Source organism: Ruegeria sp. BHSB056 (assembly GCF_059613305.1).
Map to the genome: position 1 here is coordinate 17,227 of NZ_JBXWSG010000005.1, position 26,495 is coordinate 43,721.

At 57.0% G+C, this 26,495-nt stretch carries 25 protein-coding genes and 2 tRNA genes; 17 read left to right on the plus strand and 10 right to left on the minus strand.

The features are described from left to right. From AC2FND_RS02400 to AC2FND_RS02410, 3 genes are all read right to left on the minus strand, one after another. On the minus strand, positions 1–405 hold the full coding sequence (locus AC2FND_RS02400; RefSeq protein WP_496767688.1) for a hypothetical protein: 405 nt from the start codon (positions 403–405) through the stop codon (positions 1–3). Between the two features lie 77 nt (positions 406–482). Continuing rightward, complete coding sequence (locus AC2FND_RS02405) at positions 483–1,028, minus strand: DUF4166 domain-containing protein (RefSeq protein ID WP_496767689.1); 546 nt, start codon at positions 1,026–1,028, stop codon at positions 483–485. Positions 1,029–1,030: 2 nt separating this feature from the next. After that, on the minus strand, positions 1,031–1,375 hold the full coding sequence (locus AC2FND_RS02410) for a thiol-disulfide oxidoreductase DCC family protein (protein ID WP_496767746.1): 345 nt from the start codon (positions 1,373–1,375) through the stop codon (positions 1,031–1,033). Between the two features lie 438 nt (positions 1,376–1,813). On the opposite strand from AC2FND_RS02410, the gene AC2FND_RS02415 reads away from it, so the two are divergent. Continuing rightward, on the plus strand, positions 1,814–2,833 hold the full coding sequence (locus AC2FND_RS02415) for a helix-turn-helix domain-containing protein (protein ID WP_496767691.1): 1,020 nt from the start codon (positions 1,814–1,816) through the stop codon (positions 2,831–2,833). Positions 2,834–3,011: 178 nt separating this feature from the next. Here the strand turns inward: AC2FND_RS02415 and rpoD are convergent, their stop codons facing one another. The 4 genes from rpoD to AC2FND_RS02435 all read right to left on the minus strand — a co-directional run bounded on the left by rpoD (position 3,012) and on the right by AC2FND_RS02435 (position 8,985). Beyond that, positions 3,012–4,994: an RNA polymerase sigma factor RpoD gene (gene rpoD, locus AC2FND_RS02420; RefSeq protein ID WP_209504318.1), complete on the minus strand. Its 1,983-nt coding sequence runs from the start codon at positions 4,992–4,994 to the stop codon at positions 3,012–3,014. 114 nt (positions 4,995–5,108) lie between these two features. After that, positions 5,109–7,058 (minus strand): DNA primase, encoded by a 1,950-nt coding sequence (gene dnaG, locus AC2FND_RS02425; RefSeq protein ID WP_496767692.1) that lies wholly within the window; start codon positions 7,056–7,058, stop codon positions 5,109–5,111. 80 nt (positions 7,059–7,138) lie between these two features. Then, positions 7,139–7,435, minus strand: a complete 297-nt coding sequence (locus tag AC2FND_RS02430; RefSeq protein ID WP_152457544.1) for a hypothetical protein — start codon at positions 7,433–7,435, stop codon at positions 7,139–7,141. A 119-nt stretch (positions 7,436–7,554) separates the two neighbouring features. After that, positions 7,555–8,985 (minus strand): Glu/Leu/Phe/Val family dehydrogenase, encoded by a 1,431-nt coding sequence (locus tag AC2FND_RS02435; protein WP_209595808.1) that lies wholly within the window; start codon positions 8,983–8,985, stop codon positions 7,555–7,557. Positions 8,986–9,320: 335 nt separating this feature from the next. Between AC2FND_RS02435 and AC2FND_RS02440 the strand changes: the two genes are divergently transcribed. The 3 genes from AC2FND_RS02440 (at position 9,321) to AC2FND_RS02450 (ending at position 12,086) form a co-directional block, all read left to right on the plus strand. Next, positions 9,321–10,958 (plus strand): pilus assembly protein TadG-related protein, encoded by a 1,638-nt coding sequence (locus AC2FND_RS02440; RefSeq protein ID WP_496767694.1) that lies wholly within the window; start codon positions 9,321–9,323, stop codon positions 10,956–10,958. 71 nt (positions 10,959–11,029) lie between these two features. Continuing rightward, positions 11,030–11,485 carry a pilus assembly protein gene (locus AC2FND_RS02445; protein ID WP_324170032.1) on the plus strand — a complete coding sequence of 152 codons (456 nt, stop codon included), beginning with the start codon at positions 11,030–11,032 and terminating at the stop codon, positions 11,483–11,485. A 4-nt stretch (positions 11,486–11,489) separates the two neighbouring features. After that, positions 11,490–12,086 carry a TadE/TadG family type IV pilus assembly protein gene (locus AC2FND_RS02450; protein WP_496767695.1) on the plus strand — a complete coding sequence of 199 codons (597 nt, stop codon included), beginning with the start codon at positions 11,490–11,492 and terminating at the stop codon, positions 12,084–12,086. On the opposite strand, the gene AC2FND_RS02455 is transcribed toward AC2FND_RS02450, so the two are convergent. Continuing rightward, on the minus strand, positions 12,048–12,527 hold the full coding sequence (locus tag AC2FND_RS02455; protein WP_496767696.1) for a hypothetical protein: 480 nt from the start codon (positions 12,525–12,527) through the stop codon (positions 12,048–12,050). The genes AC2FND_RS02450 and AC2FND_RS02455 overlap by 39 nt on opposite strands. Before the next feature lie 157 nt (positions 12,528–12,684). Here AC2FND_RS02455 and AC2FND_RS02460 point away from each other — a divergent pair, with 157 nt between their 5' ends. After that, on the plus strand, positions 12,685–13,596 hold the full coding sequence (locus AC2FND_RS02460) for a pirin family protein (protein WP_480583471.1): 912 nt from the start codon (positions 12,685–12,687) through the stop codon (positions 13,594–13,596). 21 nt (positions 13,597–13,617) lie between these two features. Here AC2FND_RS02460 and AC2FND_RS02465 read toward each other — a convergent pair whose 3' ends face one another. Continuing rightward, positions 13,618–14,205: a TetR/AcrR family transcriptional regulator gene (locus tag AC2FND_RS02465; protein WP_496767698.1), complete on the minus strand. Its 588-nt coding sequence runs from the start codon at positions 14,203–14,205 to the stop codon at positions 13,618–13,620. Between the two features lie 102 nt (positions 14,206–14,307). On the opposite strand from AC2FND_RS02465, the gene AC2FND_RS02470 reads away from it, so the two are divergent. The 6 genes from AC2FND_RS02470 to AC2FND_RS02495 all read left to right on the plus strand — a co-directional run bounded on the left by AC2FND_RS02470 (position 14,308) and on the right by AC2FND_RS02495 (position 19,130). Next, entirely contained in the window at positions 14,308–14,556 is a 249-nt protein-coding gene (locus AC2FND_RS02470; protein ID WP_209595804.1) for a hypothetical protein, read from the plus strand. Between the two features lie 124 nt (positions 14,557–14,680). Continuing rightward, a complete protein-coding gene (locus AC2FND_RS02475; RefSeq protein ID WP_209504328.1) occupies positions 14,681–15,967 on the plus strand; it encodes a homoserine dehydrogenase in 1,287 nt (428 codons plus the stop codon). 69 nt (positions 15,968–16,036) lie between these two features. Then, the gene (gene glpX, locus AC2FND_RS02480; RefSeq protein WP_209504329.1) at positions 16,037–17,020 is read left to right on the plus strand and encodes a class II fructose-bisphosphatase; all 984 of its coding nucleotides are present in this window, start codon (positions 16,037–16,039) and stop codon (positions 17,018–17,020) included. Positions 17,021–17,113: 93 nt separating this feature from the next. Continuing rightward, on the plus strand, positions 17,114–18,856 hold the full coding sequence (gene recJ / locus AC2FND_RS02485) for a single-stranded-DNA-specific exonuclease RecJ (protein ID WP_496767700.1): 1,743 nt from the start codon (positions 17,114–17,116) through the stop codon (positions 18,854–18,856). Positions 18,857–18,954: 98 nt separating this feature from the next. After that, a tRNA-Glu gene (locus AC2FND_RS02490) sits at positions 18,955–19,029 on the plus strand. 26 nt (positions 19,030–19,055) lie between these two features. Further along, positions 19,056–19,130: transfer RNA gene (locus AC2FND_RS02495), tRNA-Glu, on the plus strand. A gap of 65 nt (positions 19,131–19,195) precedes the next feature. On the opposite strand, the gene AC2FND_RS02500 is transcribed toward AC2FND_RS02495, so the two are convergent. Continuing rightward, positions 19,196–19,978, minus strand: a complete 783-nt coding sequence (locus AC2FND_RS02500; RefSeq protein WP_480476380.1) for a DeoR/GlpR family DNA-binding transcription regulator — start codon at positions 19,976–19,978, stop codon at positions 19,196–19,198. A gap of 474 nt (positions 19,979–20,452) precedes the next feature. Here AC2FND_RS02500 and AC2FND_RS02505 point away from each other — a divergent pair, with 474 nt between their 5' ends. From AC2FND_RS02505 to AC2FND_RS02530, 6 genes are all read left to right on the plus strand, one after another. Then, the gene (locus AC2FND_RS02505) at positions 20,453–22,192 is read left to right on the plus strand and encodes an ABC transporter substrate-binding protein (protein ID WP_480476378.1); all 1,740 of its coding nucleotides are present in this window, start codon (positions 20,453–20,455) and stop codon (positions 22,190–22,192) included. Positions 22,193–22,254: 62 nt separating this feature from the next. Then, positions 22,255–23,304 (plus strand): ABC transporter ATP-binding protein, encoded by a 1,050-nt coding sequence (locus tag AC2FND_RS02510; protein WP_480899559.1) that lies wholly within the window; start codon positions 22,255–22,257, stop codon positions 23,302–23,304. Between the two features lies 1 nt (position 23,305). Next, positions 23,306–24,382, plus strand: a complete 1,077-nt coding sequence (locus tag AC2FND_RS02515) for an ABC transporter ATP-binding protein (protein WP_496767701.1) — start codon at positions 23,306–23,308, stop codon at positions 24,380–24,382. Further along, positions 24,379–25,242 carry a carbohydrate ABC transporter permease gene (locus tag AC2FND_RS02520; protein WP_480505704.1) on the plus strand — a complete coding sequence of 288 codons (864 nt, stop codon included), beginning with the start codon at positions 24,379–24,381 and terminating at the stop codon, positions 25,240–25,242. Before AC2FND_RS02515 ends, AC2FND_RS02520 begins: the two co-directional genes overlap by 4 nt. After that, a complete protein-coding gene (locus tag AC2FND_RS02525) occupies positions 25,239–26,036 on the plus strand; it encodes a carbohydrate ABC transporter permease (RefSeq protein WP_155139158.1) in 798 nt (265 codons plus the stop codon). The genes AC2FND_RS02520 and AC2FND_RS02525 overlap by 4 nt, the downstream gene beginning before the upstream one ends. A gap of 8 nt (positions 26,037–26,044) precedes the next feature. Next, positions 26,045–26,449 carry a DUF2160 domain-containing protein gene (locus AC2FND_RS02530; protein WP_496767703.1) on the plus strand — a complete coding sequence of 135 codons (405 nt, stop codon included), beginning with the start codon at positions 26,045–26,047 and terminating at the stop codon, positions 26,447–26,449. Positions 26,450–26,495: the final 46 nt, after the last annotated feature.

Here is a 26,495-nt window from a genome sequence, read left to right on the forward strand (position 1 = left end):
TCAGTCGTTATAGAACGGTCGATAGTTACACCTGGCATTCGCGCCTTGTACAGACATGCTGTCGCCAGGTTGAAAACCGATTGTAACAAAACTGCTTGGCTGTACATCGACATTCTGGGGCGGCTTGATCGAAAACTGAACCGCCGTCTTACGCCCGGTGGTGACGCTTGGCCCATACCCGCGCAACACGTAGATCGGATCGCGCCAGCCCGCGCCCAATGTACGCCGAGCATAATCCGCTGCGGCGCACCAGTATCCTTCGGTGCGCCGGTCGCCTCGCGGAATAACCTCAAAGTCAGTGGCGTTTATCGGCTCGGTCCGATAACCGTGCGGCGCCGCGTCAGCCGTCATTGGAATGCTGAACGCCAGGGCGGCAAGCGCGGCAAATGTCCGTGTATGTTTCATTGTTATAATTCCCTGATTGTGTGTCTCAAAAAGGTTAGGCCATAAGCTTCGTCGGCACAGGGTCGCTCACGTTCTGTTTAGTCCGTCTCGTGCGATGCGTGAACCGGCGTGAGCCAGCCCTGGTATCTGATCAACATTCCCAGTCCCGGCGCGTCTGCAGACACATCAAACCGAAAGCGCCCCGCTTTGTCCTGCCATTCGCGCGTTCTTGATCGCGGCAAGGTAAAAGATGGCATCGTGATGCCAAACACGGTCAGGCGGAGGATTTTGATATGCATCCCATTTTCCCGCCAAACGGGCTGTAACCAGATCGAGATCGCGCCAAAAGATTCACGGACACACTCTCTTTTCGTATCATATTTCAGAGTTGATCGTGTTTTGTGGCCCGCGAAATTCCGATCCCATGACCAGAATTCGCCATCAGTATCAATGTGCAGGGAGACGGGGACGTCTTTGCCGCTTTGCGGAAACCCGGCCAGACGTGTTGCAAGGGCAGCCCATATCCCTTTGCCACGTTCGATATCGCAGCGTCCTGCAAAGCAGCCCTCGCTCATGTGCAAAACTCGAACCGCCTCTGGCAACCTTTCGGTCGATCCTATCGCCTTAAGAAAGGGATCGCCCATCGCTAGTACCCGTTTTCGGCAAAACGAGCCCTGATATCGGGACTTGGAACCAGACATGTCTCGGAACGCCCGAAGAAAGCGTATCTGTTTCGTGCGATCAGGCGATAGGCCGGATCCTTGATGAGCCGAGGCAGAAGCCGACACATTGATAACAGCGACCATGGGCCGCGCAACTGTCGCATCGCCGCTGCAAACGCATCCAGATGCTGAAAAACAGCGCCATTCACGACCACCAGATTTGTTTGAAAATCCTGAGTGGGAAGGCCGAGATCACGATATAGCTTTTGCCCAAGCGGGGACCGCGCCGTTGCAAATTGAAAAACATGGCGCTGGTCACGTTTCAGCATAAACTGGAAAAACCCCGAACACAGCACGCATTCGCCGTCAAACACAATTAGGTTTTTGTCATAAACCGCTGTATTCTCAAAAATATCCTGCAAGGTTTTACACCGGAACTATTGACTTAAAGCCAGCCTGACAAAACCACCTGAGCGAAGCAATGCGACATGTATGAAAGGTGTGGGGGCGTGCCGGGGAGCCTTAACCAGAGGCTGGTGATTTCCCCGAGGCTCTGACCTCATCCCCATAAAGGTCTGGACCCGGCAACACCACTGAATTGGTTCGTTGCACATGGCGATGCTTGTCCATACCGGTCAAAAAATTTCGAGAAACTGCCACCGACGGCTTGTTTCTGTGTGAAATCCACTTGTCAGCACCGTCGATCCTGAAAGACAATTCCGCAATAGTTTGTGTATGTAATTGAAAATTTGAGGTACTGTTTCGCGATGGATGTCGATATCGGCCGACTTCATCTGTTTGTTCAGGCGCTGGACCGCTATTCCGGAAATGGCGACATGTCCTGCGATGTCCTGAAAATGGCAGGGCTGCGCCCTCAGGATATCGCACCGCCGGTCACTACCTACAGCGTACAAACCGAGGCTTTGTTTATCCGTTATGCATGTGACGCCACCCACGACGTCACGTTTGCTGCCCGCACGGGGCTTGAGGTTACGTCAGCCTCGACCGTGACCGCCTATATCAGCAAGTATTCCCGCGACCTGAAACAGGTGATGGAGAACCTCTCGCGCTTTCACGGCATCATCGACCCTGCCATCGCGCTTAACCTGCGCGTCGCGGGTAATTTTGCGACCTTGGAAGCCGAGTGGAAGGATCCCGGATTTGCGCGGTATCACAGACGCACCGAATTCCTGATATTTGCTGCCCTGGCCAGAATGCGGAACCTGACGCAAGTCAATCTCTATCCGATAGAAATTCGGTTTCAGCACAGGGTCGGTGACCACGCCCGAAGATTTGAAAAGCTTGCCGGTTTTCCCGTGACCTTTGGGGCCGAGAACCTCGAGATTATCCTGCCTCTTTCAGCGCTGGACCTGCCCGTACCGACTTATGACCCCCAACTCAGAGAGCATTTGCTGGAATATGCAGATCGCCTGCTTTCTGAGAGAGGCGCTCCCAAACATCTGACCCGTGCCAAGGTCGAAGGGCTGGTTACCCGATCCCTGCCCGGCGCAATCCCGCAAGCCGAAAGCCTCGCGGCTGATCTGGGGATGAGCCTTAGAACCTTCAGTCGGCGCCTCAGGGACGAAGGCACCAGCTATCGCGATGTTGTCGACGATCTGCGGTGCGACCTGGCGCAGACCTTTATCAAGAATGAAATGCCCTTGTCCGAAATCGCCTATTCGCTGGGCTATGCCGATCAGGCCGCATTTTCGACCGCTTTCAAACGTTGGACAGGCCAGCCGCCCAGCGCGTTCAAGACGCGATTGGAACACCCGATACGGACGTGAGACCGGGGGTCATCAGCTTGAAAAACCTCGCCCCGGCCCGTCCCATGAGTGGACAGAACGGATATAGAAGGACAGAAGGTCCAGCCCTTGTGCATTCCCGCCAATGTGATGGGAGAACAGGCCATCGTGAAGTGTGTCCGGAATGAAAAAAGGCGCCTCGGGTGAGGCGCCTTGATACTTATTGATCCAGGAAGGACCGAAGTTTTCGGGATCGGCTGGGATGCTTCAGCTTGCGCAGCGCCTTCGCTTCGATCTGGCGGATACGTTCGCGGGTCACGCTGAACTGCTGACCCACCTCTTCCAGCGTGTGGTCGGTGTTCATACCGATGCCGAAACGCATCCGCAGCACACGTTCTTCACGCGGGGTGAGCGAGGCCAAGACCCGTGTGGTGGTTTCCTTGAGGTTTTCCTGAATGGCGCTGTCCAGAGGCAGCACAGCATTCTTGTCCTCAATGAAATCACCCAGCTGGCTGTCTTCTTCGTCACCAATCGGAGTTTCCAACGAAATCGGCTCCTTGGCGATTTTCATCACCTTGCGAACCTTCTCAAGCGGCATTTGCAGCTTTTCGGCCAGTTCCTCAGGTGTCGGTTCGCGGCCGATCTCGTGCAACATCTGGCGACCGGTCCGGACCAGCTTGTTGATCGTTTCGATCATATGAACCGGAATACGGATTGTGCGCGCCTGATCCGCGATTGAACGCGTGATAGCCTGACGAATCCACCACGTCGCATAAGTCGAGAATTTATAGCCGCGGCGGTATTCGAACTTGTCTACCGCCTTCATCAGGCCGATATTACCTTCCTGAATAAGATCAAGGAATTGCAGGCCGCGGTTCGTGTACTTCTTGGCGATCGAAATCACCAGACGCAGGTTGGCTTCGACCATTTCTTTCTTGGCCTGCCGCGCCTCTTTTTCGCCCTTCTGGACCTGCTGAACGATGCGGCGGAATTCGCTGATGTCCAGACCCACATATTGGCCGACCTGAGCCATGTCGTTGCGCAGTTCTTCGACCTTCGCGGTCGAGCGTTCGATGAACATCTGCCAGCCCCGGCCCGGCTTTTCCGCCATTTCGGCCAGCCAGTTGGGGTCCAGTTCACGCCCGCGGTATTCGTCGATGAACTCGCGACGGTTGATCCGTGCCTGATCGGCCAGCTTCACCATCGAACTGTCCAGCGACATGACGCGACGGTTGATACCGTAAAGTTGGTCGATCAGCGCTTCGATCCGGTTGTTGTGCAGGTGAAGACCATTCACCAGTTGCACAATCTCGGCCCGCAACTTCTGATAAGTCTCTTCGTCTTTTTCGCTGAACGTGCCGTCTTCGTTCAAGGTGGCCGAAATGCGGCTGTCCTGCATTTCGGACAGCATCGCGAAATCGGTTGAGATCCGCTCCAGCGTGGTCAGAACCTGATCCTTCAACGCCGCTTCCATCGCGGCCAGCGACATGTTGGCCTGATCGTCTTCGTCATCGTCGTCGTCGCTGGTGATCGGGTTGCCATCGGCATCCAGTTCCGGCCCGGCCTCTTTCGCGGGTTTCGCAGCCTGCACGGCAGACGCGTCAACGACTGGCGCGTCGCCATCTTCGTCCAGCTGGTTGCCGAATGTGGTTTCCAGATCGATGACATCCCGCAGCAGAATATCCTCGGACAGCAATTCGTCGTGCCAGATGGTGATCGCCTGGAAGGTCAGCGGGCTTTCGCACAGACCAGCGATCATGGTGTTGCGCCCTGCTTCGATCCGCTTGGCGATGGCAATCTCGCCCTCACGGCTCAGCAGTTCAACCGAACCCATCTCGCGCAGATACATGCGAACGGGGTCGTCGGTGCGGTCCAGCTTTTCGGTGGCAGCCCCGGCCAACGCAACCTCGCGGTTGCTTTCGGTGGTCGTCAGTTCGGTCGAGCCCTTGTTCTCTTCTTCTTCAGCCTCTTCATCTTCGATGATGTTGATGCCCATCTCGGACAGCATAGACATAACGTCTTCGATCTGTTCCGAGCTGACCTGATCGGGCGGCAAAACCTGATTGAGCTGATCGTAGGTGATGTAACCTTTCTCGCGGGCCTCGGCGATCATCTTCTTGACGTTGGCCTGGCTCATGTCCAGCGAGATTTCCTGGTCCTGCTCGTCGGATTTGCGATCTTCGGTCGTGTCTTTGGCGGCCATTCAATGCTCCTGCAGGGATGGGTGATTCGTTTGATCCGAATCATTAGCGCGTAGAAGTGATTCGGCCACCCATTTACCCGTTTTTCTTTTCCAGTGCCTTACGAAAACACCATTTTACCGGCGTTTCCGCTCGAATTTGATGCCGGACATAATCGCCTCGAACGCGTCTTTCTCGTCGCGGTTGATTCGCGCCCCGTTGTCGGCGATGTCGAATATGGCCCTGTCTTCATTCTGGCTTCGGCTTGTCCGGTTGCGTTCTTCTGCCGCTTGCGCCAGCCGATATGTCAGTGCCTCATCGGCCAGATCGGACATCTCCTCGGCGGCTTCGGCAATCTCGGCATCCAACCCCCGGAGCGCTTTGATTTTCGCGAGTTCTTCGGCCAGTGTCATCTCGGCCTTCTCAACGTCGCCTGGTTTGAACACACAGGGGATTACGGCGACATGGCGAAGGGCCAGCAGGTTTTCAAGGGCTTCTGGCCCTAAAGTTTCGGCAATATGGTCCTTCAGATTGTCCGGGTCATCGATCGCGTGGCGCAGGATTGCAGTTCGCAATGCGGCGTGATCGGGGTCGCGGCATTCCATCTCTTCCAGTTGGTGTTCGAACTGCACGACGACTCGGGGGTTAAGCGCGGCAATCGCCAGAATGGCCGCTTCGCGCAGTTGAATCTCGGCATTCTCGGACGAGGCCAGAAACGAGGACCGCGCGCCGGGCGTGGCAGGCTGTTTTGGCGGCACCCATTTGCCGCGCGGTTGCCATTGCCGGGATTGCTGCTGCCGTTGCGGGCGGAACAATTGCCAGCGCAGGTCCTTGATCTCTTGCCCATAATGCGCCCGTATCGATGGGTCGCGGATCAGCTTGATTTTCTCGCGCAGGGACTTGTCCAAGGCCGCCTTGCGTTCGGGGCTGTCGATCACCTTGCCGTCGGTCTCGCGCTGCCAAAGCAACTTGACCATCGGAATGGCACCATCCAGCACGGCCTTCACAGCGCCTGCCCCTTCGGCGCGCAGCAGGTCGTCGGGGTCTCTGCCTTCTGGCATCAGGGCAAACCGCAGCGACTTTCCAGCTTCGAGCAGCGGCAAAGCCAGATCAACCGCCCGCATCGCAGCGCGCAGACCTGCCGTGTCGCCGTCCAGCGCAATGATCGGCTCGTCCGATATCCGCCACAGCAGTTGCAATTGATGTTCGGTGATGGCCGTTCCCAAAGGGGCAACCGACGCGCCAAAACCTGCTTCGGCCAGCGCGATCACGTCCATATAGCCTTCGGCCACGATAAGCGGCTGACCCTTACCTGCCGCCTGTCGTGCCGGGCCTTGATTGTAAAGACTGCGCCCTTTGTCGAACAGCTCGGTCTCGGGTGAGTTCAGGTATTTCGCGTTGTCATTCGGGTCCATCGCACGGCCGCCAAACGCGATACAACGCCCGCGCGGGTCGCGGATCGGGTACATGATGCGGTTGCGGAAGGTGTCGTAGGGCTTTTTGCCTTTGTTTGAAGGTTTGGCCAGCCCGGCCCCAAGGATCAGATCCTCGGCCACGTTCTTGCCGCGAAGATGGTCCCACAGCGCCTGCCAATCGTCCGGAGCAAATCCAATCTCCCACCGGTCCAGCGCTTGCGCGTTCAACCCGCGGCGCGCGAGGTAGTCTCGTGCGGCGGCTCCTGCCCCGGTCTTGAGTTGCAGGCGGAAGAACTGCACCGCCTGTTCCATCACATCAGCCAGCTGTGTGCGGTGGTCCTGTTTTTCCTGCGCCTTCGGGTCGCGCGCAGGCATCGGCATCCCGGCTTCGCGGGCCAGAATCTCGACAGCTTCGATGAACGAGACATTCTCGGTCTCTTTCACAAAACTGATCGCGTCCCCTTTGGCATGACAGCCGAAGCAGTAGTAAAACCCCTTCTGATCATCGACATGGAACGAGGCCGTCTTTTCGTGATGAAACGGGCAAGGCGCCCACATGTCCCCTTTGCCCTGATTGGACTTGCGTTGATCCCACATGACCTTGCGCCCGACAACCTGAGACAGGCTGAGCCGCGTGCGCAATTCGTCCAGAAATCCGGGGGGCAATGACATGAGTCAAACCTGACAGAAACAGGAACGCGCGCCAAGGGGATGGCGCGCGGTTGTCCACAGGGAAATGTCCGGGCTGTGGATTATTGCTGCAAACACAGCTCAAGCCAAGCGGCGCCCAGATCCTTTTTGCGCACGTCCCGCATCTTTTGCTCATAAACCCAAGGCGTGATCAGCGGGATTGCAGCATTGTAGTTTTCGGGCCATGTCGGGCCGCTATCCGCCACGGCTTGCGCCACATCGCGTTCTTTTACGCGGTCCAGCCGCGCCTTTTGGATCGCTGCCACCACATCCGCCTGATATTTGCAGCTTTGTTCCTTGGTTTCCTGAGCGGCCAAAGGGGTGGCCAGCAGAGCCGCGACAATGGCTATACGCAACATGGAGGTCTCCGGGATTCGTTTCTCTGAGTGTCTATTATCCGTCAAACTAACGGGCCGCCATCGACATTCAAGCCGCGGCGCGTACCGGCGGGGCGAAATGATCACCCCGCCCGCCTGCTTCAGAGCCCCTTCGCGCGGTAGCTTTTCGCAACGCGGTCGATCGCCACGATATAGGCTGCAGTACGTAGGTCTTCGACATCGTCGCGGCTGTGCCACACTTCACGCATCGACTGGTAGGCAATACGCATCGTGTCGTCGAGGCCCGAGCGCACCAGCTCAAGCTCATCCGCGCCTTTGAGGTACTTGGCCTTGAAGTCCGGCGACATCGACCACGCATCCCCCAGGTACCGGTCTAGCCTTTCCAACTCGCTGACGATCAGTTCGTGGCGCGATTCTTCCTGACGACGCTGCATCCGGCCAAAGCGGATGTGGCTAAGGTTCTTGACCCATTCGAAGTAAGAAACCGTCACACCGCCCGCATTTGCATACATGTCGGGGATAATCACTGTGCCCTTCTTGCGTAGGACTTCATCCGCGCCGGCGGTAACCGGACCATTGGCAGCTTCGATAATCAGCGGCGCCTTGATCCGATCGGCGTTCGACAGGTTGATGACACCTTCCAATGCCGCCGGGATCAGAATGTCGCAATCGGCCTCCAGCACTGCTGCACCTTCAGCGGAATGGGTCGCGTCGGGATAGTCTTTTACGCCGCCATGTTTGACAATCCACTGACGCACGGCTTCGACGTCAATGCCGTCGGGATTAAATAGCGCGCCGTCCCATTCGATGATTCCGGTGATGCGCGCGCCATCTTCTTCGCTCAGGAACTTGGCTGCGTGATAACCTACATTGCCAAGCCCCTGCACGATAATGCGCTTTCCATCCAGTTTACCTGACAAACCTGCTTTCTGGATGTCTTCAGGGTGGCGGAAGAACTCGCGCAACGCGTATTGAACGCCGCGCCCGGTCGCCTCGACCCGCCCCGCGATACCACCGGCATTCAGCGGCTTTCCTGTCACACAGGCGCGCGCATTGATGTCCGTTGTGTTCATCCGTGCGTATTGGTCAGCCATCCAAGCCATTTCACGCTCGCCAGTGCCCATATCGGGCGCAGGCACGTTTTGCGATGGGTTGATCAGGTCTCGCTTTGCAAGCTCATAGGCAAAGCGCCGCGTGATTTGTTCCAGTTCATGTTCTTCGTATTCTCGTGGATCAATGCAAAGCCCACCCTTGGAGCCACCAAACGGCGTCTCAACGAGAGCGCACTTATAGGTCATCAGCGCAGCCAGAGCTTCAACTTCGTCCTGGTTAACCGCAGTGGCATATCGAATACCGCCCTTGACCGGCTCCATATGTTCCGAGTGGACAGACCTGTAACCGGTGAAGGTATGGATTTCACCACGCAGCCGCACACCGAATCGAACTGTATAGGTTGCGTTGCAGACACGGATCTTTTGCTCCAACCCCGGCGGCAGTTCCATCAGGGCTGCGGCCCTGTTGAACATCAGGTCAACACTTTGACGAAAGCTGGGTTCTTTGATGCCGGTCATAAAATCCTCCGTAGCGGTACATGACGATACGTCACGACGTTTTGTCGCACCACTGGCGGCCTGCTGCAATCAAACAATGCACTTTTTTTAATCATTTTATGAACGCATGCTTAGTTGCCCTAGGGTGAGTCGCTCAGATCGGCCAACTCCTTAACGAATTGTTTTCATTTCATCGACAGATCACCTGAAACGGTCCAAATTATACCCCTTCGGCGCGTAAAAAGGCCAAAACCAAGCCTTTTTCGCCCAATTCACGCCACGTTTGAAAATTAACTTTGTTCCAAATCTCTTTTTCTTTGACGCACGAATTCGACGTGTGAGGCGGAGTAACCAGAATGCTAAATTCCTTGCTTTGTAACGACGGCTCGAAACCGAAGCGCAAAACGTTCAATTTAGAGCAATTCGCTCGGAATGAAGATGGTGTCTTCACTATTTTCGTACTGTTCATGGTGGTCCTGATGCTGGCGATTACCGGTATGTCGATGGATCTTATGAAGTATGAACGCGACCGTGCCAGCCTACAGTCCACTCTGGATCGCGCCGTGCTTGCTGCTGCAGACTTGGACCAGGACCTTCCTGCCAAGCAGATTGTCGATTCCTATATGGCCAAAGCCGGACTGAGTGATTTAAACGCTGTTACGACAGTAGTTGAAGGTTTTGGCTCCAAGAAAGTTTCTGCTACTGCTGAGGCTGTCCTGACAACGCGTTACCTGCGGTATGGCGGCGTTCCAAAACTGAGCCTGAAATCTAGCAGTGCAGCCGAAGAATCCATTGGCGCTGTTGAAATCTCTTTGGTTCTCGACATCTCCGGCTCCATGTCGCGCTCGTCTGCCACACCATCAAAGACGAAAATCGCAGTTTTGAGAGAAGCTGCGTCAGAGTTTGTTAGGCTCATGCTGGACAAACCTAACGAAACTCAGATTTCGATCTCGATTGTTCCATATGCAACGCAGGTTAACGCGGGTGCGCCAATCCTGGACAAGTTCACGAATGTCACCCAAGAACACAGCTATTCGCACTGCGTAAACTTTATTCCGGAACAGTACAGCGATTCTGATCTGGAACGGGATGACACCCTCGAACGCACCGCGCATTTCGATCCGTTCACTTATTCTGAAGGATCAATCAGATTGCCTGTTTGTCCTGTACGTGCGGGAAGTGCGATCACCCCTGTCACCGACAATATGAACAAGCTGCTTGCACAGATTGCGTCCCTCACGCCCGGTGGGAACACGTCAATCGATATTGGGATGAAGTGGGGAACTGCCCTGCTGGACCCGAGTATGCGCGGAATTGTTCGCGACCTGTCACTGGAACAGGATCCGTCCTATGCAGGTACAACGATTGTGCCATCAAGATTCTCGGTCCGCCCGTCGAACTATGGTACCGACGTTCTGAAGATCGCTATTGTTATGACCGATGGTCAGAACACCGATCAATACATGCTTAATCCGTCGCTGCGCGAAGGCATGTCAGACGTCTGGTACAATTCGGAAGCCGAAGAATACACTGTGTATCATTCTCAGGGGCGTCCGAACTTTTTCTGGCCTCAGCAGGGCGTGTGGGCGGACCATCCCTACGGGAATCCGGAGCCAGAGACACCTTTGAACGAAGAACTCGGGACTGCCGTTCGGCTGACATATCCTGAACTCTTCAATCGAATTTCTTTGGCCTCGAATGCACGCGACAACTATTACTGGCAGTCCAGCGGTTGGGCTGAATGGTATTCCAAGGCCTATGCGAAAGTCGAAACATCGGCCAAGAACCAGCGCACCAAGCACATTTGTGATGCGGCCAAAGATCAGGGTATCATCGTTTACGGTATCGCATTCGAGGCACCCAGAAGTGGGTACAGGACCCTGAAAGACTGTGCCAGCTCTGACAGCCACGTCTATGACGTAAGTGGCCTGAACCTTGAGAAAGCCTTTGAATCAATCGCATCGTCGATCCGCAAATTGAGGCTAACCCAATGATCGGAAAGAAACTCTCCAGGCTCCGCATGTTTCGGCGCTCTGAGGCCGGAAATGCGACAATTGAGTTTGTCATGCTCATACCCTGTTTTCTGGCGCTTCTTGTGGCTGGTGGTGAGCTGTCTATCATCACAATGCGACATGCCGCTTTGGAACGTGGGGTTGACCTGATCGTAAGAGATATTCGGTTAGGTACAGGTACGAACTGGAATCACGACGTGATCCGGGATCGGATTTGCGATGTTTCCGGCATTCAGGATTGCAAGGGTAACTTGCGGTTGCAAATGATCAAACAGGACGCGTTCGCTGGAATTGTGCTTTCGGACAACATCCCCTGTACGGACAGTTCCGAAGATCCCAAACCGGTTCTGGATTTCAAAAGTGGCCAATCCAACGAATTGATGATCCTGCGGGCCTGTCTCCGTATTGATCCGGTTCTTGAGGCATCGGCCATCGCAAAACTTGTCCCGGACGCATCAGGTCACTACGCGGTGACCGCAACGACGGCATTCGTACAGGAGCCACTGTAAGATCATGTCTGTACTCCAAAACCTGAAAAATCGCGTCAAAGTCTTCAAAAAAGACGAAAGCGGCATTCTGACCGTTGAAGCCCTCATGATTTTTCCACTGATGCTATGGACGATCACGTTCACGTTCACTGCATTCGAGGGGTTTCGTCAAAGCGCGTCCAACCTGAAGGCAGCTTATACGATCAGCGATCTGATTTCGCGTGAAACGCAGGCTGTGACCGATGTGTATATCGACTCGCTGCACGATTTGGCAGGAAAGATGGTCAATAACCGGTCAGATGTGAAAATGCGGGTCTCACTGATTGTTTACGATGAGGACGATGATCGCCACTACGTTCGCTGGTCAACGGTACGCGGCTTTGACAATGAGTGGGACGACGACAAGATCGGAGAAATCGAAGACCGCTTGCCACCGATGCCCAATCAGGACACTGTTATTCTGGTTGAAACGTCCAATGAATACATCCCCACGTTCAGACCGGGCTGGGATTTTGCGACAGGTATCACCTTTGAGAACTTCATCTTTACCCGTCCCCGCTTTACAAACGAAGTTGCATGTAACTTAACCCAGACCCCGTTCGTCTGCACAAATAGCGGATAAAATTTCGGACATAAACTTGGCCTCGGCGGCAGATGTCATGCCGCCCACGCCAACCCGGTGACCAACCCGCCACCACAACCCCGGAGCCCAGCGGTTCACTGCTTTGTTTCGCGTTCGGATCAGAAAGCCGTTTGACGGTTTGAACGCGAAAACACCCCTATCCACCGTTTCAATATCGGCCACTTCCGCGATAACCTGACCCGATCCTGTTCGCAACTCGGTCCGCGTCAGTTCGATACAGTCTTCTGTGGCGCGCCAGACGCGAAGCGCCAACCAAAGCGATGCACCGCCAACGATAAACAGAAACACCTGCCAAACCGGTTCGGGTGGCGATGCCAACGCGACATAGGTAACCAGCATTCCAACCGTTGTCAGCATCCCTACCCCGGTCCATCGTCTTGGGGATGAGGCCTGAATTGTTGCCAGCACTTCGTCCTGCATGGATGTCTCCTGTCTGATCCGCTTCGATCTAGCCATTTTGCGCCGGAAACAACAGGGGTTTGGCTGCAAAACAATTTCGCACAGGTCCGGTTATTTCATGCAAATTGACTGCCTTGGCGCAGAGATTACATGCTGCCCAGACGACACGGAGGCAAACATGTCCCTTAGACCGACGTTGGAAACACGCAAAGCCATCCCCACAATGGAAGGGGCTGGTGTGAAACTTCACCGCGCATTCGGGTTTCAGGACCCGTCCGAACTGGATCCCTTTCTGCTGTTTGATGATTTCAGAAATGAACGACCGCAGGATTATCAGGCCGGTTTTCCCTGGCACCCGCACCGGGGGATCGAAACGATCACTTACGTCCTGACCGGCACGGTCGAGCATTCGGATTCGCTGGGCAACACCGGCACGCTTGGCGCCGGTGATGTGCAATGGATGACCGCAGGATCCGGTATCCTGCATCAGGAAATGCCAAGCGGCAACATCTCGGGCCAGATGCACGGCTTCCAATTGTGGGGCAACCTGCCCTCGGACCAGAAGATGACCGCCCCGCGCTATCAGGACGTCCAAAGCAAGGACATCCCCGAAATCACCGATGACGATGGCACGACAGTGCGGGTGATCGTGGGTGAGTTCTGGGGTAAGACCGGTCCCGTAGACGGGATAGCTGCTGACCCACAATATCTGGATATCTCTGTCCCGGCGGGTGTGAAGAAAACTTTCCGGATCGATACGTACCGCCGTGCTTTCGCCTATGTGTTTCAGGGTCAGGCCGCCTTTGCCGATGCCTCGCAGCCGACAGGTGTGCTGCTGGAAAAGGAAATCGCCGGGCAAGAGGTCAATATCCGCGACATGTCAGGGGATCGCACGCTTGTCCGTTTTGGCACGGGCGATGAAATCACCGTTCAGGCTGGCCCCCAAGGCGTGCGGTTCCTGCTGATCTCTGGGGCTCCGATCAACGAACCCGTCGCTTGGCATGGCCCCATCGTGATGAACACGCGGGCCGAACTGGAACAGGCATTTCGCGAGCTGCGCAATGGCACGTTCATTCGCCCCGCGCACTAACAGTGTGACGGTTTGACCTTGTCAGACCGTCACTGCCTTGTGCACCATCTTCCAATAGATCTCCTCGACCTCGTCCAGTGACAGGCGACCACCCGAACGGTACCAGGTCATCACGCCGTTCAGCATGGCTATCACGGCAAGCGTCGCAATCTTCGTGTCTGAAATTGCGAAATGTCCGGCCTGCTGCCCTGAATCAAGGATGCTTTCCAGCACGTTTTCGTACTGGCGCCGCAAGTCTTCAATTTCAGAAAAGTTTTCGGGCGAAAGGTTCCGCAACTCCATATAGGCGATAAAAACTTCGTCCGGTCGTTGCAGATGGAAGCGGATGTGAAAGCCGATGAACTGGCGCAAAGCGTCTTCGGTATCGTCGCAACTGTCCAATGCGTCAAGCGCCGCCAACAAGTCTTGCATGTGTTCGCGCATCAACCGGTGCAAAAGGCTCTGTTTGTCGGGCGTGTAATTATAAAGCGCGCCTGCCTGCACGCCGACCTCTTTTGCAATCTGCCGCATCGAGACAGCGGCATACCCGTAACGGGCAAACAGGTGCAGCGCGGCCTTGCGGATACGCGGGCCGGTTATATCGGAATGTGAGCCTTGAGTGCGTGCCATGGATCCACAGTATATGAACAGATGTTCATATAGAACCCCGCTTGAACGATGTCGTCAAAACGTGCATCACGGTGAGGCAACAAAGACCGAAAAGCCTGCGACATGAAACTGCTGCCCGTTTTGCCACTTATTCTGTTTTGCGCCGCCTGTGCGGACATTCCCGAGCTGGAAGGCAGCGAACCGGCTGCAGTCAGATCCGCCCCCTACCCGCGCCTTGTTCCGTTGCAGGAAACCTTAGGGCCACCGGTGGATCCGATCCATCAGGCGGCAGCCGTCGAAGACGAACTGACACAACGCGGCAATACCTTGGCCCAAAAGGCACAGGCGTTGCAAAACGCGCAAACCAACTGACGCGTCATAAATCAACTCCACTATCCCCGGTGACGGATTGCACCCTTGGCCTGAACCCGCTAAGGCAGCGCTGATTGGACAAGCATCCGATACCAGAAAATTCGAGCGGAAAAGGACCCATGACATGACACAGGCACTGCGGCTGGGAATTGCGGGCTTGGGAACGGTCGGCGTGGGTGTCGTCAAGATCGTCCGCCGCCATGCAGAGCTGTTGCAGACCCGTACAGGCCGTTCGATTGAAATCGTGGCAGTATCCGCGCGCGACCCGAACAAAGACCGTGGCGTGAACCTGTCGGATTATGCCTGGGAAACTGATCCGGTTGCACTGGCAAAACGCGACGACATAGACGTTTACGTCGAATTGATGGGTGGGGAGAACGGTCCTGCCAAAGCCTCGGTCGAAGCAGCATTGGCCAGCGGCAAGGATGTGGTCACGGCCAACAAGGCGTTGCTGGCCATCCACGGGCAGGAACTGGCCGAAAAGGCCGAGGCCGCCGGTCGAGTGATCCGGTTTGAGGCCGCTGTCGCTGGTGGTATCCCTGTGATCAAGTCCCTGACCGAAGGTCTGGCGGGCAACGAGATCACCCGCGTGATGGGTGTTATGAACGGGACGTGCAACTACATCCTGACCCGGATGCAGTCGCAGCGTCAGGGCTACAACGCGCTTTTCGATGAATGCGCCGAATTGGGATACCTTGAGGCCGACCCCAATCTGGATGTCGGAGGTATCGACGCTGCGCACAAGCTGGCTCTGCTATCCTCGATTGCGTTTGGGACCAAGCCAAATTTCGACGGGATCGAGATTGAGGGTATCCAGCAGATCAGCCTGGACGACATCGATCAGGCCGAAGACATGGGCTTTCGCATCAAATTGCTGGGCGTGGCGCAGCGCACCGCGCGCGGGCTGGAGCAACGCATGCAGCCTTGCCTGGTACCCAGCGACTCGCCACTGGGCCAGCTGGAAGGCGGCACCAATATGGTCGTGATCGAAGGCGACGCGGTTGAGCAGGTTGTTCTGCGCGGCCCCGGCGCGGGTGAAGGCCCGACAGCCAGCGCTGTGATGGGCGATGTCTGCGATCTGGCGCGCGGATTGCAAATCCCGACCTTTGGCCGCCCGGCGACCACGCTTGAAACCGCAGTTCCCGCCGTCACCGGCCGACCTGCGCCGTATTATCTGCGGCTGGGCCTGCTGGATAAACCTGGTGCATTGGCCAAGGTTGCGGCCATTCTGGGCAATGCCGGGGTGTCAATTGACCGGATGCGCCAATACGCTCATGCCGAAAGCACAGCCCCTGTGCTGATCGTCACCCATAAAACCACCCGAACGGCGCTGGACGTCGCGTTGGAGGGTTTCCGCGAAACCGATGTGGTGGCAGGCGACCCCGTTGCATTGCGGATTGAAGCGGTTTGACCTTGCGGCCTGCATGAAACGCAAGCTATGCCGGAAGACACGGCTATACTGACCAGAGGATACAGAAACATGAGTGCTGCCAAGACCGATTTCAATGACCGCCTGCTGTCTCTGGGGCTGGCCAGGGTGGCGGAACAGGCTGCGCTGGCCTCGGCTTCGCTGGTGGGTCGGGGCGATGAGAAAGCCGCGGATCAGGCCGCTGTGAATGCGATGCGCGAACAGCTGAACCTGCTGGATATCGCAGGTGTCGTTGTCATCGGTGAAGGCGAGCGTGACGAGGCGCCGATGCTGTACATCGGCGAAGAGGTTGGCACCGGCAATGGCCCCGGTGTGGATATTGCTCTGGATCCGCTGGAAGGCACCACGCTAACTGCCAAGGACATGCCAAACGCACTGACCGTCATCGCCATGGGCCCGCGCGGCTCGATGCTGCACGCGCCGGATGTGTATATGGACAAACTGGCGGTTGGCCCGGGGCTGCCGGAAGGTGTCGTCAATCTGGACATGTCGCCACGCGAGCGTGTCGAAGCACTGGCCACGGCCAAGGGATGTAAAGCCGCCGACATCACCGTCTGCATTCTGGAACGTCCGCGCCACGAAGCGATGATTGCCGAAGTGCGCGAAACCGGTGCTGCGATCCGTCTGATCACTGATGGTGACGTGGCGGGTGTCATGCATTGCGCTGAAAGCGAAGTAACCGGCATCGACATGTATATGGGCCAGGGTGGCGCGCCCGAGGGTGTGCTGGCCGCCGCTGCGCTGAAATGTATGGGCGGGCAGATCTTTGGCCGCCTGTTGTTCCGTAACGATGACGAGCGTGGCCGGGCCGCAAAGGCAGGCATCACCGATCTGGACCGAGTTTATGCACGTGATGAGATGGTGACGGCAGATGTGATCTTTGCCGCCACCGGCGTGACCGGTGGCTCGTTGTTGCCGCGGATCAAGCGCGAGCCCGGCTGGGTGGAAACCACGACGCTGCTGATGCGGTCCAAGACCGGGTCGGTGCGCCGCATGTCCTACCGCACGCCGACATGGCCGCATGACAATACATAACGGCTTGCGCCGTTGCCTTCGGCGAGAGTATTTCTGAAAAGGTGAAGAGGCCGGGTCCGCAAGGGTCCGGCCTTGGCGCATAAGAGGCGAGCAATGAGTTTTCTTGGAGTCGAGCAATCACTGACGGGACGGCTTTGGGTTGGACCCAGCCCCGAGATTGAGCGGGCGGCCGAGATGATGGCGCAGCAAACCGACCTGCCCCGTGCCGTTTGTCAGGTTCTGGCCCGGCGCGGCGTGCCGGTATCTGAGGCACCCGGCTTTCTTGACCCAAAACTGAAGGAATTGCTGCCTGATCCGCGGGCCATCAAGGATATGGAAATTGCCGCCGCGCGCTTTCTGGATGCCGTCCGCAATCGTCAGAAAATTGCGGTGTTTGCGGATTACGATGTCGATGGCGGCAGTTCTGCCGCGTTGCTGCTGGTCTGGCTGCGGCAGATGGGCGTGCAGGCGACGCTTTATGTACCGGACCGGATCGACGAAGGGTACGGCCCCAACGTTCCCGCGATGCAGAAGCTTGCGGCTACGCATGACCTGATCATCTGCGTTGATTGCGGCACGCTCAGCCATGATCCGATTGCGGCGGCTAGGTGTGCGGATGTGATCGTTCTCGACCACCACCTGGGGGGCGAGACGCTGCCCGATTGTATCGCAGTGGTGAACCCAAACCGACAGGATGAAAGCGGCGATCTTGGTTATCTTTGCGCGGCGGGCGTGGTGTTTCTGATGCTGGTTGAGGCCGGTCGGCAGCTGCGTGACGCAGGCGCAAGGGGACCGGACCTGATGGCCCTTCTGGATCTGGTGGCCCTGGCGACCGTTGCCGATGTGGCACCACTGATCGAGGCCAACCGCGCCCTCGTGCGACAGGGGCTGAAAGTGATGGCACAGCGGCAGCGCCCCGGCCTTGTCGCGCTCTCTGATATCTCGCGCATGGATACCGCGCCGAACAGTTATCACCTGGGGTTTCTGCTTGGGCCCCGCGTGAATGCCGGTGGGCGGATCGGTCAGGCCGATTTGGGCGCGCGCTTGCTGAGCACCGATTCCCTGCATGAGGCGCAGGCGTTGTCCGAACGTCTGGATGCCTTGAACGCCGAGCGCCGAGACATTGAAAACGCGGTGCGTGCCGCCGCGCTGGCGCAGGCCGAGTCGCGTGGCTTGGACGCCCCTTTGGTCTGGGCGGCAGGCGAAGGCTGGCACCCCGGTGTCGTTGGTATCGTGGCCTCTCGGCTGAAGGAGACGGCCAATCGACCGGCAATTGTGATCGGCTTTGACGGGGATGAAGGCAAGGGTTCGGGCCGCTCGGTTTCCGGCGTCGATCTTGGGGCTTCAATCCAGCGATTGGCGGCCGAAGGGTTGCTGGTCAAAGGAGGCGGCCACAAGATGGCCGCGGGTTTGACCGTCATGCGCGATCAGCTGGAACCCGCAATGGAGCGCCTGAGCGAGCTGCTGGCCAGACAAGGGGCGGGCCAGGGTGGACCTGCGGATTTGAAACTGGATGGCGCATTGATGCCCGGTGCAGCAACCGTGGATCTGATCGAGCTGATTGAACAGGCCGGACCGTTTGGTGCCGGTGCCCCTGCCCCGCGCTATGCGCTGCCTGACCTGCAGGTTCGCTTTGCAAAACGGGTCGGTGAATCGCATCTGAAACTGTCGCTGACCGATGGAATGGGCGGCGCGCTGGATGCGATTGCCTTTGGTGCTTTTGATGGGCCGATGGGCGAAAAACTGTCAAACCACGGCGGTGCGCGCTTTCATTTTGCGGGTCGGTTAGAGGTCAACACCTGGGGCGGGCGCCAATCTGTGCAGCTCAGGCTGGAGGACGCAGCAGAAGCCCGTTAACACGCGGCTTTGGTGCGCTAAAAAACTTTCCCATCCCTGCGTTTTTACGCTTGCGGGGGTCACGGCGAAACCGTAAAAGGCCCTCCACAAGCCAGCGTGGCCCGTTCGTCTATCGGTTAGGACGCCAGGTTTTCAACCTGGAAAGAGGGGTTCGATTCCCCTACGGGCTGCCATTTGCGCTTGTGACCGTATACCAAGTGGCCCGTTCGTCTATCGGTTAGGACGCCAGGTTTTCAACCTGGAAAGAGGGGTTCGATTCCCCTACGGGCTGCCACTCTTCCTTAGCTTCTTCCATCCCAAAGCAGCAAGATCATCCGGGCCGCGTCTGGAAACAGCAACCTAGCTGTCATCAGCGATCTGAATTTCGATGCCCCAACGGTCAAGGAATCTGGCCACCCCACCCTTTGGCACAGCATCCGTGACCAGCGAATGCACCAGCCGAGGATCCGGCCCCACATAAGGTGCCCTTTCACCAAACTTGGAATGTGCTGCAGCCATGACAACCTGGTCCGCACACCTGACCACCACCGATGCAAGATCCGCTTCGACCGCGCTGTGGTAGAGAAACCCTTTGCTGTCGGAAATCGCGTCCGTGCTCAGGATCACGATGTCAAAAGCATAGCGTTGCAGCTGCTTGTGGGTGACGTGACCAAACGTCCCCCTTTCATCGATCTGCAACTCGCCCCCCAAAAGGTGCACACGGTTTCCGTTGACCCCGGCCAAGGTCTGCACGACACCGATGGAGTTGCTGACAACCGTGAGGTTGCTGACCTGTCGCAGCTCTTCCGCGACGAAAGCGGTTGTCGATCCCACATCCAGGAAAACGGTCATCTGATCGCGAACCAGTTTCGCGGTATGCCCGGCGATCAAACGCTTTTCATCAGCGTCTTGTGATATCCGGTGAAAGAAGTTGGGGGCGCCCTGCACTCCGGCAAGGTAAGCTCCGCCATGAACGCGTTCGACCGTACCCGCCTTTGACAAGGCTTTGATCGTTCGGCGCACCGTCTCTTCGGATACGCCGAGCATATTCGCCAGATCCGAATTCCGGGCCGTTCCACCCAAACGTCTGAGGGCATCAAGCAATTCCAGCTCACGATGGGTGTTGAGGGTATTCTTCTTCACGAACCGGCTCCGGAGATTTTCTTTATATGGACACGGAATACCGTGAACGGCAAGGCAGTGCTACATCCGCATTGCCACAACTGGCCTTTTGTCGGAACGGATTGGTGCCATGTGAGCACTGAGTTTCAGCAGTAATGATCCGGGAAGCTGGTTTGCCTGACTTCTCACGAGTGCCGGATCAGTGTCCATGCCTCTCGCAACGCGGATGCAATTCAACGCACCCTCTGTCATCTCTTGCTTGCAATAGGTCTCAGTGGAGTTCCCTATTTCCCTCGCGGAGAAATTTTGAAATTTCGATAACATAATTATATAGTTACAATCATTTACAGCGGTGGAAACAAATTCAATTCATGCGGCTCCGGAGTGCCTGAACGTCAATTACTAAAAATTTAGTTTGACACATACGCAAAAAATCGCTGATGCTGTTCTGCATCCGGTTCCCGCCGGAGAACCATAATTTTTGGGAGGAGACAGATGCGGAGACATCTACTTTCCGCAGTGGCGGCGGCTGCCGTCATTGCGGGGCACGGGTCCGCTTGGGCCGACGAAGCCGCAGCACAACGTTGGATCGACGACGAATTCCAGCCATCGACCTTGTCGAAAGACGAACAGATGGCCGAGATGCAATGGTTTATCCAAGCTGCACAGCCCTACGCTGGCATGGAAATCAACGTCCTGTCCGAAGGTATTCCGACGCATTCCTACGAGTCGGAGGTTCTGACCAAGGCGTTTGAAGAAATCACCGGCATCAAGGTCAATCACCAGATCCTTGGCGAAGGCGAAGTGGTCCAGGCTGTTCAGACCCAGATGCAGACAGGTCGGAACCTGTATGACGGCTATGTCAACGACAGTGACCTGATTGGTACCCACTCACGTCTGCAACTGGCCTATCCGCTGACCGACATGATGGGCGGCGACTGGGCGGCGACAACCTCGCCGACAATCGATCTGGATGACTTCATGGGCATTCAGTTCACCACCGGGCCGGACGGCAAGCTGTATCAGCTGCCCGACCAGCAGTTTGCGAACCTTTACTGGTTCCGCAAGGACTGGTTCGATGACGAGGCCAACAAGGCCGCGTTCAAAGAGAAATACGGCTATGATCTGGGCGTTCCGGTCAACTGGTCGGCCTATGAAGACATCGCCGAGTTCTTCACCAATGACGTGAAAGAAGTCGACGGCGTTGCGATCTACGGCCACATGGACTACGGCAAGCGCGCGCCCGACCTTGGCTGGCGCATGACCGACGCCTGGCTTTCGATGGCCGGTGCTGGTGACAAGGGCGAGCCGAATGGTATTCCGGTTGACGAATGGGGCATCCGCATGGAAGCGGGCACCTGTAACCCGGTCGGCGCCTCGGTGTCGCGCGGTGGTGCTGCAAACGGTCCGGCTGCGGTCTATGCGATCCGCAAATGGGACGAATGGCTGCGGGCCTACGCGCCTCCGGGTGCGGCGTCTTATGACTTCTATCAGTCGCTGCCGGCACTGAGCCAGGGCAACGTGGCCCAGCAGATTTTCTGGTACACCGCCTTTACCGCCGACATGGTGAAGCCGAAGTCCGAAGGCAACAACACCGTGGATGACGAAGGCACGCCGCTGTGGCGGATGGCGCCCAGCCCGCACGGCCCCTACTGGGAAGAAGGCCAGAAGGTTGGCTATCAGGACGTGGGTTCCTGGACGTTCCTGAAATCGACCCCCTCGGATCGTGCGCAGGCAGCCTGGCTTTATGCTCAGTTCGTGACGTCCAAGACTGTTGATGTGAAGAAGTCCCATGTGGGTCTGACCTTCATCCGCGACAGCTCGGTCAATCACGAGTCGTTCACGGAACGCGCATCCAAGCTGGGTGGACTGGTCGAATTCTATCGCTCGCCTGACCGCGTGGCATGGTCGCCAACCGGCATCAACGTACCGGACTATCCAAAGCTGGCCCAGATCTGGTGGCAGCAGATCGGTGACGTGAACTCGGGCGCCTTCACACCGCAAGAGGCGATGGACCGTCTGGCCGAAGAGATGGACATCACCATGGCCCGTATGCAGGCCGCGGATGAAAGCGCCGGTGTCTACGGTGGCTGTGGCCCGCGATTGAATGAACCGCAGGACGACGCATTCTGGCTGGAAAAAGCGGGTTCGCCCAAGGCCAAGCTGGAAAACGAAAAGCCGCAGGGCCAGACCGTCAACTATGACGAACTGGTTAAGCGCTGGCAGTCCCAGTAAATGCAACATCGTAGGCCGGGCTAAAGCCCGGCCTACCACTGAATGCCCCGCGAGTTTCCCAGATGATCGAACTTCAAGACGCGACCAAACGGGTCGGCAACGTCATCCATATCAAGCCAACCAACCTGACGCTGCAAACCGGCCATTTCAACGTGCTATTGGGCGCGACAGGTTCCGGAAAAACGTCACTGATCAAAATGATGGCCGGGTTGGACCCGATCGCCTCGGGCAAGGTCCTGATGGACGGACAGGACGTGACACGGTTGAACACGCAAAAGCGGCAGATCAGCCTGGTGCACCAGTTCTTCGTGAACTACCCGCATATGACTGTATTCGACAATATCGCCTCGCCCCTGCGCGTGGCTGGCATGGCTAAATCGGAGATCGATGGCCGCGTGGAAGAGGCCGCCGATCTGCTGCAACTGCGCCCCATGCTGCACCGCCGCCCACACGAGCTGTCGGGCGGGCAACAACAACGAACCGCGCTGGCGCGTGCCATCGCAAAAGAAAGCCGCGCCGTCTTCCTGGATGAGCCGCTGGCGAACCTTGATTATAAACTGCGCGAAGAGCTGCGCGAACAACTGCCCGATCTGTTCGCTGGTCGCGGGGCCGTCGTTGTCTACGCCACCTCGGAGCCAGAAGAGGCATTGCTGTTGGGGGGCTACACCGCACTGATGGAAGACGGCCGTGTGACCCAGTTCGGCCCAACCACCGACATCTATCGCAATCCGGAAAACATCGCCGCGGCGCGTGTATTCTCGGACCCGCCTATCAATGTGGCCCGTATCACTGTTTCCAGCGCCCGGGCGCAATTGGCAGGCAATGTCGGCTGGGCAGCCTCGGGCATGGCCGACGGGGAATATATGATCGCCGTTCGCCCTCATCGCGTGACGCCATTCCGTACGTCTGACGCCGATGTCGAATTGACCGGACGTGTGATCGTGACCGAACTGTCAGGTTCGGATTCCAGCGCGCATTTCCAGCATGGTGACGAAGCCTGGGTTTCACTCGCCGCTGGTGTGCATCCTTATCAGGTCGGCGAAGATCACAGTTTCTACATGAACCCGGCGCATTGCCGGTACTTCAGCCAAGACGGCAAAAGGGTGGCCTGACATGGCACAGATCAAGCTTTCAAACCTTCGACACAGCTATATGCCATCGCCAAAAGGCTCCGAGGACTATGCCCTTAAGGAAATCGACGTGACATGGCGCGATGGCGGGGCCTATGCGCTGTTGGGGCCGTCAGGTTGTGGCAAGTCCACGCTGCTGAACATCATATCCGGTCTTCTTACCCCCTCGGAAGGCCGGATTCTGTTCGATGATCAGGACGTCACCGCCCTGCCCCCGGACCAACGCAACATCGCGCAGGTTTTCCAGTTTCCGGTGATCTACGACACGATGACCGTGGGCGAGAATCTGGCCTTCCCGTTGAAGAACCGGGGTGTCGACGCCGAAACCATCAAGCGCCGTGTTCTGGAAATCGCCGAGATGCTGGACGTCACGGATATGCTGAACACCCGCGCATCAGGCCTGAGCCCGGACAACAAGCAGAAGATCTCGATGGGTCGCGGCCTTGTTCGCGACGATGTGAATGCGGTGATGTTCGACGAACCGCTGACCGTGATCGACCCGCACCTGAAATGGAAACTGCGGTCCAAGCTGAAAGAGCTGCATCAGCGCGTGCAGGCCACAATGATCTACGTGACACACGACCAGACAGAGGCGCTGACCTTCGCCGACGAGGTGGTGGTAATGCAAGACGGTGAAGTGGTTCAGATCGGAACACCCGTCGAATTGTTTGAACGGCCACAGCACACATTTGTCGGCCATTTCATCGGCTCGCCGGGCATGAACGTCCTTCCATGTGAAGCAAAAGGCGACCGCGCCGTTTTTGAAGGACACGAGGTCATGCTGGAAGGTCCCACACACGGTGACGGCGGACGCACCGATCTGGGTATCCGCCCGGAATATGTTGGTTTCGGCGACACCGGCATTCCGGCGCATGTGACCAAGGTCGCCGATATCGGCCGCCACTATGTGGTCAGCGCAGTGGTCGGCAACACCGCCCTCAAGGTCGTGACCGAACACGTTGTACCGGAACCGGGATCACAGGTCTTCTTGCAATTCAAACCCGAACAATCCCGCATCTACCGCGACGGCTGGATTGCAACTCAGGAGCGGGCGCAATGAGAACGGAAAACCAAAAGGCATGGTTCTTTGTCCTGCCCGTACTTGCGCTGGTGGCGTTCAACGCGCTGGTGCCCATGATGACGGTGGTCAACTACTCGGTGCAGGAAACCTTCGGCAACAACCAGTTCTTCTGGGAAGGTTTGGGCTGGTTCGAACAGATCCTGCGATCCGACCGTTTTCAGGCAGCACTTGGACGGCAATTCCTGTTTACCTTCCTGATCCTGCTGATCGAGGTGCCCTTGGGCATCATCGTCGCCCTGTCGATGCCGCGCAAAGGGTTCTGGGTGCCGGTCTGTCTGGTGCTGATGGCCTTGCCGATGCTGATCCCTTGGAATGTGGTTGGCTCGATGTGGAACATCTTCACCCTGCCCAAGATCGGATTGCTGGGATATTTCCTGAATGACGTGCTGGGCATCAACTATGATATGACGCAACAGCCGCTGTCGGCCTGGGTAACCGTTATCGTCATGGACGTCTGGCACTGGACCTCGCTGGTCGTGCTGCTGTGCTATGCGGGCCTCGTATCGATTCCGGACGCCTATTATCAGGCCGCCAAGATCGACGGCGCCAGCCCATGGTCGGTGTTTCGTTACATCCAGTTGCCCAAGATGAAGACGGTTCTGACCATCGCGGTTCTGCTGCGGTTCATGGACAGCTTCAATATCTATACCGAGCCTTTTGTTCTGACTGGGGGCGGTCCCGGCAACTCGACCACCCTGCTGTCGATTGACCTTGTGAAGATCGCACTGGGGCAGTTCGACCTTGGCCCGGCGGCAGCGATGAGCCTGATCTACTTCGCCATCACTCTGCTGGTGTCGTGGCTCTTCTACACTCTGATGACAAAGGACGACGCAGAATGAAAAAGCGGTCCATCATCCCGATCCTCTATATCGCGTTCCTGATGCTGCCGATCTATTGGCTGGTGGCGATGTCCTTCAAGACAACGAACGAGATCCTGTCGGGCTTTTCCCTGTTTCCCCAGACTTTTACGCTGGAAAACTATATCACCATCTTCACAGACCCAACTTGGTACTGGGGTTACATCAACTCGATCACCTATGTGACTCTGAACACAGTGCTTTCTGTCTGCGTTGCCCTGCCTGCGGCTTATGCGTTCTCACGCTATCGGTTCCTCGGTGACAAGCAGCTGTTCTTCTGGCTGTTGACCAACCGTATGGCTCCGGCGGCCGTGTTCGCCCTGCCATTCTTCCAGCTTTATTCGTCGATCCACCTTTTCGACACGTATCTGGCCGTGGCTTTGGCCCATACGCTGTTCAACGTGCCACTGGCGGTGTGGATTCTGGAAGGCTTCATGCGTGGCATCCCAAAGGAGCTGGATGAAACCGCCTATGTGGATGGATATTCGTTCCCGCGTTTCTTCGTGACGATCTTTCTGCCCAACATCAAGGCAGGTGTCGGTGTCGCGGCGTTCTTCTGCTTCATGTTCTCATGGGTAGAAATGCTGCTGGCCAAGACCCTGACCGCGGTTGAGGCCAAACCCATCGCTGCCGTGATGACCCGCACAGCATCCAGTGCCGGGTACGAATTGGGGCTGCTGGCCGCCGCGGGCACCCTGACCATCATCCCCGGTGCCATCGTCATCTGGTTTGTTCGCAACTACATCGCGCGTGGCTTCGCGATGGGACGTGTGTGAGGTTCAACATGCGAAAACTGCTTCTCACCCTGCCCTTCTTGCCCTCAGCAGCCTTTGCCCAGGCCAAGGCCGGATGGGGCAACGTCGGACAGGAGGCCGAAAAAGGGTTCTCTTGGACGGACCCCCTTTGGCCTGATTTCTGGATGGCATGGACACCTGCCACGCTGGCCGTATTTGTCGGTATCTTCTCGGCCATAGCATGCATTGGCTTGCTGGAAGGCTTCAAATTCCGCGACGGAATTGAACGGCGCGGGGTTCTGGGGCTGACAACCACGCTGGGGGATCGCCTGTTCATCACCCTTCTGGGGGCCGCATATATTTTCCTGGCGTGGCTTGGATTGGTCGGGCAACCCGTCTGGACACCGCTGTTCCTGTCCATTGGCTGGGGCGTTTTTGTTTTCTGGAAAGTTTAGACTTTGAGAAATCGCGAAAGGATGCTTGTCTGTCAGGCATAATAAC